At 57.9% G+C, this 13,633-nt stretch carries 15 protein-coding genes, 1 tRNA gene and 1 pseudogene; 15 read left to right on the top strand and 2 right to left on the bottom strand.

The window, feature by feature from the left end; all coding sequences use genetic code 11:
* Positions 1-103: 103 nt before the first annotated feature.
* The 9 genes from HMPREF3143_RS21840 to ureG all read left to right on the top strand — a co-directional run bounded on the left by HMPREF3143_RS21840 (position 104) and on the right by ureG (position 6,744).
* Positions 104-1,117 (top strand): alpha/beta hydrolase, encoded by a 1,014-nt coding sequence (locus tag HMPREF3143_RS21840; protein ID WP_023617354.1) that lies wholly within the window; start codon positions 104-106, stop codon positions 1,115-1,117.
* 147 nt (positions 1,118-1,264) lie between these two features.
* Positions 1,265-2,092, top strand: coding sequence for an urease accessory protein UreD (locus HMPREF3143_RS21835; protein ID WP_063617844.1), 828 nt, complete (start codon positions 1,265-1,267; stop codon positions 2,090-2,092).
* Positions 2,093-2,102: 10 nt separating this feature from the next.
* The gene (locus HMPREF3143_RS21830) at positions 2,103-2,405 is read left to right on the top strand and encodes an urease subunit gamma (protein ID WP_003862556.1); all 303 of its coding nucleotides are present in this window, start codon (positions 2,103-2,105) and stop codon (positions 2,403-2,405) included.
* A gap of 10 nt (positions 2,406-2,415) precedes the next feature.
* Positions 2,416-2,730 (top strand): urease subunit beta, encoded by a 315-nt coding sequence (locus tag HMPREF3143_RS21825; RefSeq protein WP_021242322.1) that lies wholly within the window; start codon positions 2,416-2,418, stop codon positions 2,728-2,730.
* Positions 2,723-4,426 (top strand): urease subunit alpha, encoded by a 1,704-nt coding sequence (gene ureC / locus HMPREF3143_RS21820; RefSeq protein ID WP_070534285.1) that lies wholly within the window; start codon positions 2,723-2,725, stop codon positions 4,424-4,426. The genes HMPREF3143_RS21825 and ureC overlap by 8 nt, the downstream gene beginning before the upstream one ends.
* Before the next feature lie 9 nt (positions 4,427-4,435).
* Complete coding sequence (gene ureE, locus HMPREF3143_RS21815) at positions 4,436-4,894, top strand: urease accessory protein UreE (RefSeq protein WP_032675515.1); 459 nt, start codon at positions 4,436-4,438, stop codon at positions 4,892-4,894.
* Between the two features lie 9 nt (positions 4,895-4,903).
* Positions 4,904-5,443, top strand: a complete 540-nt coding sequence (locus tag HMPREF3143_RS21810; protein ID WP_021242324.1) for a HupE/UreJ family protein — start codon at positions 4,904-4,906, stop codon at positions 5,441-5,443.
* Positions 5,443-6,117 carry an urease accessory protein UreF gene (locus HMPREF3143_RS21805; protein WP_039025534.1) on the top strand — a complete coding sequence of 225 codons (675 nt, stop codon included), beginning with the start codon at positions 5,443-5,445 and terminating at the stop codon, positions 6,115-6,117. Before HMPREF3143_RS21810 ends, HMPREF3143_RS21805 begins: the two co-directional genes overlap by 1 nt.
* Before the next feature lie 9 nt (positions 6,118-6,126).
* On the top strand, positions 6,127-6,744 hold the full coding sequence (gene ureG, locus HMPREF3143_RS21800; protein ID WP_008503187.1) for an urease accessory protein UreG: 618 nt from the start codon (positions 6,127-6,129) through the stop codon (positions 6,742-6,744).
* A gap of 87 nt (positions 6,745-6,831) precedes the next feature.
* Here ureG and tsaD read toward each other — a convergent pair whose 3' ends face one another.
* Positions 6,832-7,845 (bottom strand): tRNA (adenosine(37)-N6)-threonylcarbamoyltransferase complex transferase subunit TsaD, encoded by a 1,014-nt coding sequence (gene tsaD / locus HMPREF3143_RS21795; protein WP_008503186.1) that lies wholly within the window; start codon positions 7,843-7,845, stop codon positions 6,832-6,834.
* A 236-nt stretch (positions 7,846-8,081) separates the two neighbouring features.
* Between tsaD and rpsU the strand changes: the two genes are divergently transcribed.
* The 3 genes from rpsU to rpoD all read left to right on the top strand — a co-directional run bounded on the left by rpsU (position 8,082) and on the right by rpoD (position 12,160).
* Positions 8,082-8,297, top strand: coding sequence for a 30S ribosomal protein S21 (gene rpsU / locus HMPREF3143_RS21790; RefSeq protein WP_001144069.1), 216 nt, complete (start codon positions 8,082-8,084; stop codon positions 8,295-8,297).
* Between the two features lie 115 nt (positions 8,298-8,412).
* Positions 8,413-10,158: a DNA primase gene (gene dnaG, locus HMPREF3143_RS21785; protein WP_023294585.1), complete on the top strand. Its 1,746-nt coding sequence runs from the start codon at positions 8,413-8,415 to the stop codon at positions 10,156-10,158.
* 154 nt (positions 10,159-10,312) lie between these two features.
* A complete protein-coding gene (gene rpoD / locus HMPREF3143_RS21780) occupies positions 10,313-12,160 on the top strand; it encodes an RNA polymerase sigma factor RpoD (protein WP_008503184.1) in 1,848 nt (615 codons plus the stop codon).
* 97 nt (positions 12,161-12,257) lie between these two features.
* On the opposite strand, the gene mug is transcribed toward rpoD, so the two are convergent.
* Entirely contained in the window at positions 12,258-12,764 is a 507-nt protein-coding gene (mug, locus tag HMPREF3143_RS21775; protein ID WP_008503183.1) for a G/U mismatch-specific DNA glycosylase, read from the bottom strand.
* Positions 12,765-12,888: 124 nt separating this feature from the next.
* Here mug and HMPREF3143_RS21770 point away from each other — a divergent pair.
* The 3 genes and pseudogenes from HMPREF3143_RS21770 (at position 12,889) to HMPREF3143_RS26510 (ending at position 13,611) form a co-directional block, all read left to right on the top strand.
* Positions 12,889-12,964: transfer RNA gene (locus HMPREF3143_RS21770), tRNA-Ile, on the top strand.
* Between the two features lie 164 nt (positions 12,965-13,128).
* Positions 13,129-13,266 (top strand): annotated as a pseudogene (locus tag HMPREF3143_RS26400) (site-specific integrase); the annotation flags it as partial.
* A gap of 24 nt (positions 13,267-13,290) precedes the next feature.
* On the top strand, positions 13,291-13,611 hold the full coding sequence (locus tag HMPREF3143_RS26510; protein ID WP_139145885.1) for a DUF2542 family protein: 321 nt from the start codon (positions 13,291-13,293) through the stop codon (positions 13,609-13,611).
* Positions 13,612-13,633 lie beyond the last annotated feature (22 nt).

Below are 13,633 nucleotides of genomic sequence, written 5' to 3'. Positions count from 1 at the left end.
AGTTTGACTAAAAGTATCTTGCGCGCAAGTATTACAGCAACAACTTAATAGCGCACTACTTAAATAACGTCACTGTCTAACACTCGCTTAAAGAGGTACTACCATGAAAACATTAGCCGCCATCCTGGTTTCTTCCGTGTTCGCGTCTGCTGCAGCATCCGCCCACACCACCAATACCCCTACCCCGACCGCAGGCGTACAGGCATTTCTTAATGTTCTGAATTCGGGCAAGGGTAAGCCAATGGAACAGATGACCCCGCAGGAGGCCCGTCAGGTACTGATCGGCGCGCAGCAAGGCGCAAAACTGCCGCCCGCTCAGGTTTCAGAAAAAACGATCCAGGTAAATGGTCAGGCGATCAAACTGAAAATAGTGAAACCTGAAAACGCGACCGGCACGCTCCCGGCATTTATGTTCTTCCACGGCGGCGGCTGGGTGCTGGGTGATTTCCCAACCCACGAACGCTTAATCCGAGATCTGGTTCGCGCGTCAGGTGCCGCAGCGGTTTACGTTGATTACACGCCGTCACCTGAGGCCCATTTCCCGGTGGCCATTCATCAGGCCTTTGAAGCGACAAAATGGGTAGCCGAGCACGGTCAGGAAATTGGCGTGGACGGTAGCCGTCTGGGTCTGGTCGGTAACAGCGTGGGCGGCAATATGGTGGCTTCCGTGGCGCTACAGGCAAAACAATTTAATGGGCCAAAAATTCGCTACAACGTCATGCTCTGGCCTGTGACCGATGCGAATTTTGATACTGCCTCGTATAACCAGTTCGAGAACGGCTATTTCCTGTCGAAAAACATGATGAAATGGTTCTGGGATAACTACACCACCAACGCGGCCGATCGCAACAATATCCTTGCCTCTCCGCTTCGCGCCAGCGCCGCGCAGTTGAAAGGCTTCCCGGAGACGCTGATTCAGACAGCAGAGCTGGACGTTCTGCGGGATGAAGGTGAAGCATTCGGGCGTAAGCTGGATGCGGCTGGCGTCCCGGTGACCGTCACGCGCTATAACGGCATGATCCACGATTACGGCCTGCTCAATCCACTGAGCGAAGAGCCTACGGTCAAGGTTGCCCTGGAGCAGGCTGGCGCAGCGCTGCATGAGCACCTGAAATAACGGCATCGCGATGTTTGTCAGACAGCACGTCCTCCGGGCGTGCTTTTTTATTTCGTCTTAACCGCCATCCATAAGCGACTCATATGACAGCCTTCATTTCTGCCAGGGCATACTGAAACGACCCGATGATGAGCAGATGGATGCAGCATGTTAGCAGCTCAGGTCACTGATAATTCGTACAAAGGCTGGCAGGCGTCGCTTGCCCTGCAGTTTTGTCACACCCCTGAGAAAACCCTCCTGCACTCCGCTCATCACGTCGGGCCGCTTACCGTTCAGCGTCCATTTTATCCCGAAGGCGAGACCTGCCACCTTTACCTGCTGCACCCGCCGGGTGGGGTTGTGGGCGGGGATAGGCTGGATATTACCGTGCGTCTGGACGCCAAAAGCCATGCGCTTATCACCATGCCCGGCGCCAGCAAGTTCTATCGCAGCAGCGGCCCGCAGGCTCGCCTGCATCAGCACTTTTATCTCGATGAGGGATCCACGCTGGAGTGGCTGCCGCAGGACACCATTATCTTCCCCGGGGCGAATGCCGCGCTGCGCTCCGTCTTCCACCTGAAGGCCTCCAGCACGCTGCTGGCGTGGGAGCTGTACTGTCTGGGACGCCCGGTGATCGGTGAGACCTTCAGCCACGGCACGCTGGAGAGCCGCCTTGAAGTCTGGGTTGAGGACGAGCCGCGTCTGATAGAGCGCCAGCACCTCGGCGACGGCGATCTCACGCCCGTTGCCGGACACCCGTGGATCGGCACGCTGCTGTTCTATCCGGCCAATGAAGAACATCTCGACACGGTGCGCGCGCTGCTCGCGCCTCTGGGCCATTTTGCGGGGGCAACGCTCACCGACGAGCTGCTGTCGGTGCGTTTTCTCTCCCACGACAACCTGATTTGCCAGCGGGTGATGCGCGATATCTGGCAGTCGCTTCGCCCGCTTCTCACCACCAAAACCGCCTGTTCGCCGCGTATCTGGCAGACATAAGAGAAACGTTATGGAACTGACCCCCAGAGAAAAAGACAAGCTGTTGCTGTTTACCGCCGCGCTGGTTGCCGAACGCCGCCTTGCGCGCGGGGTAAAGCTCAATTACCCGGAATCGGTCGCGCTGATCAGCGCCTTCATCATGGAAGGCGCGCGCGATGGCGAAACCGTCGCCTCGCTGATGGAGGCGGGCCGCCACGTCCTGACGCGCGACCAGGTGATGGAGGGCGTGCCGGAGATGATCCCGGATATCCAGGTGGAAGCCACCTTCCCGGACGGATCCAAGCTCGTCACCGTCCACAACCCGATCGTCTAAGGAGCGCGTGATGATCCCAGGCGAATACCAGATCCAGCCCGGCACGATTGCGATCAACGTCGGGCGCGAAACCCAAACCGTGATTGTCGAAAACCACGGCGACAGGCCGATCCAGGTCGGATCGCACTATCACTTTTACGAGGTCAACCCGGCGCTGAAGTTTGACCGTGAGGCGACCCGAGGCTACCGGTTAAACATCCCGGCAGGCACCGCCGTGCGCTTTGAGCCCGGCCAGAAGCGGGAAGTGACGCTGGTTCAGGTCGCGGGTGCGCAGCGCATTGTCGGCTTTCGCGGCGAGGTAATGGGCGAGGTGAAACATGGCTGACATTTCACGCCGGGCCTATGCCGATATGTTTGGCCCCACCACCGGCGATAAGGTGCGGCTGGCCGACAGCGAGCTGTGGATTGAAGTAGAAGACGATCTCACGATCTACGGCGAAGAGGTCAAGTTCGGCGGCGGGAAGGTGATCCGCGACGGCATGGGTCAGGGGCAGATGACCGCAGACGACTGCGTGGATCTGGTGCTGACCAACGCGCTGATCGTCGATCACTGGGGGATCGTGAAAGCCGATATTGGCGTCAAGAACGGGCGGATCTTTGCCGTCGGTAAAGCCGGGAACCCGGACATCCAGCCCGGTGTGACGATCCCGATTGGCGCGGCGACGGAAGTGATTGCCGCCGAAGGGAAGATCGTTACCGCTGGCGGGATCGACACCCACATCCACTGGATCTGCCCGCAGCAGGCGGAAGAGGCGCTGGTCTCCGGCGTCACCACCATGATCGGCGGCGGCACCGGTCCGGCGGCGGGCACCAACGCCACCACCTGCACGCCGGGGCCGTGGTATATCGCCCGCATGCTGCAGGCTGCCGATACGCTTCCGGTGAATATCGGCCTGCTCGGCAAGGGGAACGGCTCCAACCCGGCGGCCCTGCGCGAGCAGATTGCCGCAGGCGCCATCGGGCTGAAGATCCACGAAGACTGGGGCGCCACGCCTGCGGCGATCAACTGCTCGCTGGAGGTGGCCGAAGAGATGGACATTCAGGTGGCGCTGCACAGCGACACGCTGAACGAATCCGGATTTGTCGAAGATACGCTGGCCGCCATTGGCGGGCGCACCATCCACACCTTCCACACCGAAGGGGCGGGCGGTGGCCACGCGCCGGATATCATCACCGCCTGCGCGCACCCGAATATTCTGCCCTCTTCCACCAACCCGACCTTGCCCTACACGGTGAACACCATCGACGAGCATCTCGACATGCTGATGGTTTGCCATCACCTCGATCCGGATATCGCAGAGGACGTGGCGTTTGCCGAATCCCGCATTCGTCGGGAGACCATCGCCGCGGAAGACGTGCTGCACGACATCGGCGCGTTTTCGCTCACGTCGTCAGACTCGCAGGCCATGGGCCGCGTCGGGGAAGTGATTATCCGCACCTGGCAGGTCGCGCACCGCATGAAGGTCCAGCGCGGCGCGCTGCCGGAAGAGACCGGCGAAAACGACAATTTCCGCGTCAAGCGCTACGTCGCCAAATACACCATTAACCCGGCGCTGACCCACGGTATCGCCCATGAAGTCGGTTCGATTGAGGCGGGCAAGCTGGCAGATCTGGTGGTCTGGTCCCCGGCGTTCTTCGGCGTCAAGCCCGCCACCATCGTCAAGGGCGGGATGATCGCCTGCGCGCCGATGGGCGACATCAACGCCTCGATCCCCACGCCGCAGCCGGTGCATTACCGCCCGATGTTTGGATCGCTGGGCGCCGCGCGCCACGCTACGCGGCTGACGTTTATCTCGCAGGCCGCCAGTGCGAACGGCATCCCACAGCAGCTCAGTCTGCAGAGCGCCACGGCGGTGGTAAAAGGCTGCCGGACGGTGAAAAAGGCCGACATGATCCATAACGCTCTGCAACCGAACATCACCGTTGATTCGCAAACCTACGAGGTGCGCGTCGACGGCGAACTGATTACCAGCGAACCGGCTGACGTTCTGCCGATGGCGCAACGCTATTTCCTGTTTTGAGGAGTAATGATGATTTATCTGACCCAACGTCTGGACCACGCGCACCCGACTACCGCCAGCGTCACGCTGCCGATTGACGTACGGGTGAAAAGCCGCGCCCGCGTAGCGCTGAACGACGGCCGCGAAGCCGGGCTGATGCTGCCGCGCGGCCTGCTGCTGCGCGGGGGGGACCTGCTGACCACCGACGACGGCAGCGAAGTGATCGAAGTGATCGCCGCCCCGGAGTCGGTCTCCGTGGTGCGCTGTGCCGATCCGTTCCTGCTCGCCCGCGCCTGTTACCACCTGGGCAACCGCCACGTGCCGCTGCAGGTGATGCCCGGCGAGCTGCGCTATCACCACGATCACGTTCTCGACGACATGCTGCGCCAGTTTGGGCTGGAGGTGACCTACGCCAGCCTGCCGTTTGAACCGGAAGCGGGCGCGTATGCCAGCGATGCCCATAGCCATTCTCACGCCCATTCACATTAAGGATCCATCATGCGCAAGTTACTCCCCCTGTTACTGCTGGCTTTTTCCGTTCCCGCGCTCGCGCATCCCGGCCACGGTGCCGACAGCTTTCAGGCCGGTTTTTTCCATCCGCTGACCGGGCTCGATCACCTGCTGATGCTAGCGGGCGCAGGCGTGCTCTCGGCGCTGAGCGGCCGCAAGCTCCTGCTGCCGTTTGCCACCCTCGGGATGATGCTTGTCGGCGCCATCGCAGGCAGCCTGCTCGGCGGCTTTAGCGGCATGGAGATGCTGATTATCGCCTCGCTGGCGGTCAGCGGCGTGATGATGTTTAAGACTGAAAACCGTCTGCTGCTCGCGGTGCCTGCCCTGGCGATGTTCCACGGCTGGGCGCACGGCGTGGAGATGTCCGGCCATAGCTTCTGGCTGTTCACCAGCGGGTTTATGTTCGCCAGCGCCACGGTGCTGTGCGCCAGCTTTGCCGCTGGGCTGCTGCTGCGCCGTCACGACGGTCTGCGTAAAACCTTCGGCGGCGGGCTGATCGTCTCCGCCCTGCTGGCGCTGATGAGCTGATGGAGCACGCCCGCCAGTGGCTGCGCCTGATGCAGCTCTCCAGCAGCAGCCTGCCGGTCGGGTCGTTTACCTGGTCGCAGGGGCTGGAGTGGGCCGTGGAGGCGGGCTGGGTCGCGAACGCCGACGCCTTTAAACGCTGGCAGATCCAGCAGATGGAGCAGAGTTTTTTCTGCGTCGATCTGCCGCTGTTTCACCGTCTCTGTCAGGCCTGCAATCGGCACGATCTGGCGACGGCCAGACGCTGGACGGCATACCTGCTCGCCTGTCGGGAAACGCGCGAGCTGCGCGAAGAAGAACGCAACCGCGGAGCGGCCTTTACGCGTCTCATCAAAAGCTGGGAGCCGGACTGCCCGGCAGAATGGCTGGCGCTGTGCAGGCAAAGCCAGCTCTGCGGCATGGCGTGGCTCGGCGTGCGCTGGGGCATTGACGTGCGCGAGCTAGCGCTGAGCCTCGGCTACAGCTGGATTGAGAGCGCGGTGATGGCGGGCGTCAAGCTGGTGCCGTTTGGGCAGCAGGCGGCGCAGCAGCTGATTATCGAGCTGAGCGACCATTTTGCCGCCGGGCTTGAACAGGCCTTTTTACGTCGCGACGACGCGCTGGGGGCCGCTACGCCGCTGTCCGCCATCGCCTCCGCGCGCCACGAAACCCAATATTCACGACTATTCCGTTCCTGAGGAGTCAACATGGCTGATTACAAACATCCCCTGCGCGTGGGCGTGGGTGGCCCGGTAGGGTCGGGCAAAACCGCGCTGCTGGAAGCGCTCTGCAAGGCAATGCGCGACACGTATCACCTGGCGGTGGTGACCAACGACATCTACACCAAAGAGGATCAGCGCATCCTGACCGAGGCGGGCGCGCTGGCGCCGGAGCGCATCGTGGGCGTGGAGACCGGCGGCTGCCCGCATACCGCCATCCGCGAAGACGCCTCGATGAACCTGGCGGCGGTGGAAGCGCTCAGCGAGAAGTTCGGCAATCTGGATCTGATCTTCGTGGAAAGCGGCGGGGACAACCTGAGCGCGACCTTCAGCCCGGAGCTGGCGGATCTGACCATTTACGTGATTGACGTGGCCGAAGGGGAAAAAATCCCGCGCAAGGGCGGGCCGGGGATCACCAAGTCCGATTTTCTGGTGATCAACAAAACCGATCTCGCGCCGTACGTGGGGGCGTCGCTGGAGGTGATGGAGCGCGACACCAACCGCATGCGCGGCGAGCGTCCGTGGACCTTTACCAACCTGAAGGCGGGAGACGGTCTGGGGACGATTATTGCGTTTCTGGAAGAGAAAGGGATGCTGCGGGTGTAGTGCGGGTTATTGCCGGGTGGCGGCTTCGCCTGACCCGGCCTACGGTTTTGTAGGCCCGGTAAGCGCAGCGCCACCGGGCAAAAAAACTCACGCCTCAGGCAGTTCCGCCAGCGGCCAGCGCGGACGCACGGACACGCTCAGGTCAGACGTTGCGCCAGCGTTCAGGCGCACCATACCGGCGTAGGCAATCATCGCCCCGTTATCGGTACAGAATTCGGGACGGGCGTAGAACACTTCCCCACGACGCTTTTGCATCATCTCGGCGAGCTTCGCGCGCAGCGTGCGGTTGGCGCTGACGCCGCCCGCCATCACCAGACGCTTGAAGCCGGTCTGATCCAGCGCGCGCTTGCACTTGATCATCAGCGTATCCACCACCGCATCTTCAAACGCGCGGGCGATATCGGCGCGGGTCTGCTCGCTGTCGTCGTTATTGCGGATCGTGTTGGCCGCGAAGGTTTTCAGCCCGGAGAAGCTGAAGTCCAGCCCCGGACGGTCGGTCATCGGACGCGGGAAGACAAAGCGCCCTTCCGTTCCCTGCGCAGCCATTTTGGACAGCATCGGGCCGCCTGGGTAATCCAGCCCCAGCAGCTTGGCGGTTTTGTCGAACGCTTCACCGGCAGCGTCGTCGATTGACTCGCCCAGCAGCTCGTACTTGCCAATGCCCGTGACGCTAATCAGCTGCGTATGGCCGCCGGAGACCAGCAGCGCCACAAACGGAAATTCAGGCGGATTCTCTTCCAGCATCGGCGCCAGAAGGTGCCCTTCCATATGGTGAACCGGGATGGCCGGCACATCCCACGCGAAGGCCAGCGAACGGCCAACGGTCGCACCGACCAGCAGCGCGCCGACCAGACCCGGCCCCGCAGTGTAGGCTACGGCATCAATATCGGTTGAACTCAACCCGGCCTCTTTCAGCGCCGCCTGAATCAGGGGAACCGTTTTACGCACGTGGTCACGAGAGGCCAGTTCAGGCACGACGCCGCCGTAGTCAGCGTGCAATTTCACCTGACTATACAGTTGGTTGGCCAGAAGCCCTTTTTCGTCGTCGTAAATGGCGATGCCGGTTTCATCGCAGGATGTTTCAATACCCAGTACACGCATGACTTGTTTTACCTCGTTTCAATACCGCGCAGTGTAGAGCCTGGGCGGGTTGATGTAAAACTTTGTTCGCCCCAGGAAGAAGGCTCGTGTATACTCCTCACCCTTATTAAAGTCCCTTTCAAAATCGCATCGGTGCTTTACAAAGCAGCAGCATTTGCAGTAAAATTCCGCACCATTTTGAAATAAGCTGGCGTTGATGCCAGCGGCAAACCGAATTTATTAAAGGTGAGAGTTACATGCCGGTAATTAAAGTACGTGAAAACGAGCCGTTCGACGTAGCACTGCGTCGCTTCAAACGTTCATGCGAGAAAGCAGGTGTTCTGGCTGAAGTTCGTCGTCGTGAGTTTTATGAAAAACCAACGACCGAACGTAAGCGCGCTAAAGCTTCCGCTGTGAAACGTCACGCGAAGAAACTGGCTCGCGAAAACGCACGCCGTACTCGTCTGTACTAATTGGTTGAGGGCCTCAGCCCTCAATTGACAGACAGAGTAGTAGTCGTAAGGCCGTGCTTCCGGAAGGAATGCGCGGCTTGTTTTCGTTTATAAGTCGCTTAAATTTTTGGGGCATATGGCCGGAAGAATCCCACGCGTTTTCATCAATGACCTGCTCGCCAGAACCGACATCGTCGATCTCATCGACGCGCGGGTAAAGCTGAAGAAGCAGGGCAAGAATTACCATGCGTGCTGTCCGTTCCATAACGAAAAAACCCCCTCCTTCACCGTAAACGGTGAAAAGCAGTTTTACCATTGCTTCGGCTGTGGTGCTCACGGTAATGCCGTCGATTTTTTAATGAACTACGACAAGCTCGAGTTCGTTGAAACCGTCGAAGAGCTGGCGGCAATGCATAACCTTGAAGTGCCGTATGAAGCTGGCAGTGGGCCAAGTCAGATCGAGCGCCATCAACGGCAAACGCTGTATCAACTGATGGATGGCCTGAATTCGTTTTACCAACAGTCTCTTAAGCACTCTGCGGCTGAACCTGCGCGTCAGTATCTGAACAAGCGCGGACTGAGCGACGATGTCATTGCGCGTTTCGCTATTGGCTACGCCCCGCCCGGCTGGGACAACGTGTTAAAGCGTTTTGGCGGCAATAGCGAAGATCGTAAGTCTCTCATCGATGCAGGCATGCTGGTCACCAACGACCAGGGACGAAGCTACGACCGCTTCCGCGAACGGGTAATGTTTCCAATCCGCGACAAGCGAGGCCGGGTAATTGGTTTTGGTGGTCGCGTGCTGGGTGATGCCCTGCCGAAGTACCTCAACTCCCCGGAAACCGATATTTTCCATAAGGGCCGCCAGCTTTACGGCCTTTATGAGGCGCAGCAGGATAACGCGGAACCTCCGCGTCTTCTGGTCGTCGAAGGCTATATGGACGTCGTTGCGCTGGCGCAGTACGACATTAACTACGCGGTTGCGTCGTTAGGAACGTCCACGACGGCGGATCACATCCAGCTGCTGTTCCGCGTGACCAACAACGTGATTTGTTGTTACGACGGAGACCGCGCCGGACGCGATGCCGCCTGGCGCGCGCTGGAAACCGCGCTACCCTATATGACCGACGGGCGTCAGTTGCGCTTTATGTTCCTGCCCGACGGTGAAGACCCGGATACGCTGGTGCGTAAAGAGGGCAAAGCGGCGTTTGAAGCGCGGATGGAGCAGGCACAGCCGCTCTCCACGTTTTTGTTTAACAGCCTGATGCCGCAGGTTGATTTGAGTACCCCTGACGGGCGCGCGCAGCTCAGCACGCTGGCGCTGCCGTTAATCAGTCAGGTGCCCGGCGAAACGCTGCGCATCTACCTGCGTCAGGAGTTAGGCAACAAGCTCGGCATTCTGGATGACAGCCAGCTTGAACGTTTAATGCCTAAACAGGCTGAAAACGGTGCGGTTCGCCCCGCGCCTCAGCTAAAACGCACAACCATGCGTATACTGATAGGGTTACTGGTACAAAACCCCGAGCTGGCGCCACAGGTGCCGTCGCTGGCGGGTTTGAACCACGAAAAATTGCCCGGGCTTGGCTTATTTTCAGAACTGGTCAACACCTGTTTGTCTCAGCCAGGTCTGACCACCGGACAACTTTTAGAGCATTATCGCGGCACAAAAGAGGCCGCTACCCTTGAAAAATTGTCGATGTGGGACGATATAGCAGATAAGGACATTGCAGAAAAAACGTTCACCGACTCACTCAACCATATGTTTGATTCGATGCTTGAGCTGCGCCAGGAAGAGTTGATAGCTCGCGAGCGCACACACGGTTTGAGCAGCGAAGAACGCCGGGAGCTCTGGATGATTAACCAGGAACTGGCGAAGAAATAAATAAATTTAACGGCTTAAGTGCCGAATATCGATCGGGAAGCCCCCGGCAGCCGCACTGAGAGGCAGCGGCAAAAATATAAGTACGCCCTCGCTTTAAAGGTTGGCAGCCCCATCGCCGACACCAATCAAACGAATTAAGTGTGGATACCGTCTTATGGAGCAAAACCCGCAGTCACAGCTGAAACTTCTTGTCCAACGTGGTAAGGAGCAAGGCTATCTGACCTATGCCGAGGTCAATGACCATCTGCCGGAAGATATCGTCGATTCAGATCAAATCGAAGACATCATCCAAATGATCAATGACATGGGCATTCAGGTGATGGAAGAAGCACCGGATGCCGATGATCTGTTGCTGGCTGAAACCTCCAACAACACTGACGAAGATGCGGAAGAAGCTGCTGCACAGGTACTGTCCAGCGTGGAATCTGAAATCGGGCGTACCACTGACCCGGTCCGCATGTACATGCGCGAAATGGGTACCGTTGAACTGTTGACCCGCGAAGGCGAAATTGACATCGCAAAACGCATCGAAGACGGGATCAACCAGGTTCAGTGCTCTGTTGCCGAGTACCCGGAAGCGATCACCTACCTGCTGGAGCAGTACGATCGCGTTGAAGCGGAAGAAGCGCGCCTGTCTGACCTGATCACCGGTTTTGTCGACCCGAACGCTGAAGAAGATATGGCACCTACCGCCACTCACGTCGGTTCTGAACTGTCTCAGGAAGAGATGGATGATGACGAAGACGAAGATGAGGAAGAGAGCGACGACGACAGCGCCGATGATGACAACAGCATCGACCCGGAACTGGCGCGCGAGAAGTTTGCCGAGCTGCGTACTCAGTACGAAGTGACGCGTGATACCATCAAAGCGAAAGGCCGCAGCCACGCAGCCGCTCAGGAAGAGATCCTGAAACTGTCTGAAGTGTTCAAACAGTTCCGCCTGGTGCCAAAACAGTTCGACTACCTGGTGAACAGCATGCGCGTGATGATGGATCGCGTACGTACCCAGGAACGCATCATCATGAAGCTGTGCGTTGAGCAATGCAAAATGCCGAAGAAGAACTTCATCACCCTCTTCACCGGCAACGAAACCAGCGAAACCTGGTTCAACGCGGCTATCGCGATGAACAAGCCGTGGTCTGAAAAACTGCACGACGTGAAAGAAGACGTGTATCGCGGCCTGCAGAAGCTGCAGCAGATTGAAGAAGAGACCGGCCTGACCATCGAGCAGGTTAAAGATATCAACCGTCGCATGTCCATCGGTGAAGCGAAAGCCCGCCGTGCGAAGAAAGAGATGGTTGAAGCGAACCTGCGTCTGGTTATCTCTATCGCCAAGAAATACACCAACCGCGGTCTGCAGTTCCTGGATCTGATTCAGGAAGGCAACATCGGTCTGATGAAAGCGGTAGACAAGTTTGAATACCGTCGTGGTTACAAGTTCTCCACCTACGCAACCTGGTGGATCCGTCAGGCTATTACCCGCTCTATCGCGGATCAGGCGCGCACCATCCGTATTCCGGTGCATATGATTGAGACGATCAACAAGCTCAACCGTATTTCCCGCCAGATGCTGCAGGAGATGGGTCGCGAGCCGACGCCGGAAGAGCTGGCCGAGCGCATGTTGATGCCGGAAGACAAGATCCGTAAGGTGCTGAAGATCGCCAAAGAGCCAATCTCCATGGAAACACCAATTGGTGATGATGAAGATTCGCATCTGGGTGATTTCATCGAGGATACCACCCTCGAGCTGCCGCTTGACTCTGCCACCACCGAGAGCCTGCGTGCCGCAACGCACGATGTTCTGGCTGGCCTGACCGCCCGTGAAGCGAAAGTGCTGCGTATGCGTTTCGGTATCGATATGAACACCGACCACACGCTGGAAGAAGTGGGTAAACAGTTCGACGTTACCCGCGAACGTATCCGTCAGATCGAAGCGAAGGCGCTGCGTAAGCTGCGTCACCCAAGCCGCTCTGAAGTGCTGCGTAGCTTCCTGGACGACTAATCTGTTCTGACAGTGAAAAAGCTCCCCTCGGGGAGCTTTTTTTATTGCCTCGACCTGTGGGAAAGGGTCAAGGTGAGGGCATCAGGCCGCAGAGGAGCTAAAGCCCCCGTACCATCAGCGCCTCATCCAGCTCCCGATACGCCTCTACCAGCTTGTCCAGCGTCGCCCTGTTGAGCCCGCTCGGGTTCGGCAACACCCACACCTGCGTAACGCCAATCATGATGCTCTGCTTACCCCACTTAGCCCCGCGCTGGCTGAATGCCTGCTCGTAAGCCTGCTTGCCGAGGATCGCCAGCGCGGCCGGCTGGTAGTCTTCAATCTTCTTCACCAGCTCCCGCCCGCCGCTGCGCAGTTCATGCAGGTTGACCTCGCTTGCCTGTACAGTCGGCCGCTCGACCAGCATGGTAATTCCGCAGCGCGTGTCCAGCAGATGCTGCTCCTCTTCGGGCTTGAGTAACCTGTCGGTAAACCCGGCCTGGTAGATCACCTTCCAGAAGCGATTGCCCGGATGGGCAAAGTGAAAACCGGTGTGCGCCGAGGACTTGCCCGGGTTGATTCCGCAGAACACCACCCGCAGGCCAGGGGCCAGAATGTCGTTGATCATCTTTACTCCCGCTGATACATCGTTATGGAAGTATAAAGGATTGATAATGCGTTGTTTATAAAAACAGCAGGCAGGTGTGAATGGCTGGATTGCTGCGGGGAGTTACTTTATAATTCACCGCCACGGCCCCTTAGCTCAGTGGTTAGAGCAGGCGACTCATAATCGCTTGGTCGCTGGTTCAAGTCCAGCAGGGGCCACCAAATTTTAGCAGTACATACATATAGTTAGGCCACTCACGCGAGTGGCCTTTTTGTTTATTTAAATCCCGTTGGCAGCGAAATGGCAGCAGGAGTTCCATAAAAAAACCCGCCAGCAGCGGGCTAGTACGAAAGTTGTTGATGCAACCCCTTCGGATGCAGAGGTTATGATGCGCGGGGGCAACATCCTTGTACTCCAGCGCATTCCTGGACACACTGATATTAAGGTAACGATGCGCTACGCTTACTTTGCACCTGACCACCTGAACGAAGCGACATTGCTCACCCCACCAACAATTTTATAAAGCATTGTTTTTAGAAGACAATATATGGAATGGGATACATTATTAGTATTGATCTGTGTATTTCTTTGCGGATTGTGGATGATTTTTCATTCAGCAAAAGCTCTTAGAAGTGGGGTCTTCGTCGGTTGGTATAAAGGCACATATGAAAACTACTACATCTACCGATCCGAAACACCTATCTACTTCTACTGGTATAACACTGTGTTTTCGCTGTTCGGCTCCTTTATGATTGGTTTAGCCCTTTACCTATTGAATGGCTATTATCATTTTTTACAGGCATCGTTGGCAGCAAACCTATTCACTATGCTTTCATATTTGACATTATTCGATGCAAAAACCCATTAAAAATAAACTAACTCATTGTTTT

The sequence above is a fragment of the Enterobacter sp. HMSC16D10 genome (assembly GCF_001807145.1).
Classification (GTDB): domain Bacteria; phylum Pseudomonadota; class Gammaproteobacteria; order Enterobacterales; family Enterobacteriaceae; genus Enterobacter; species Enterobacter roggenkampii.
The sequence above is the reverse complement of the archived record's forward strand: the minus strand, read 5'-3'. Positions and strand labels throughout refer to the sequence as shown.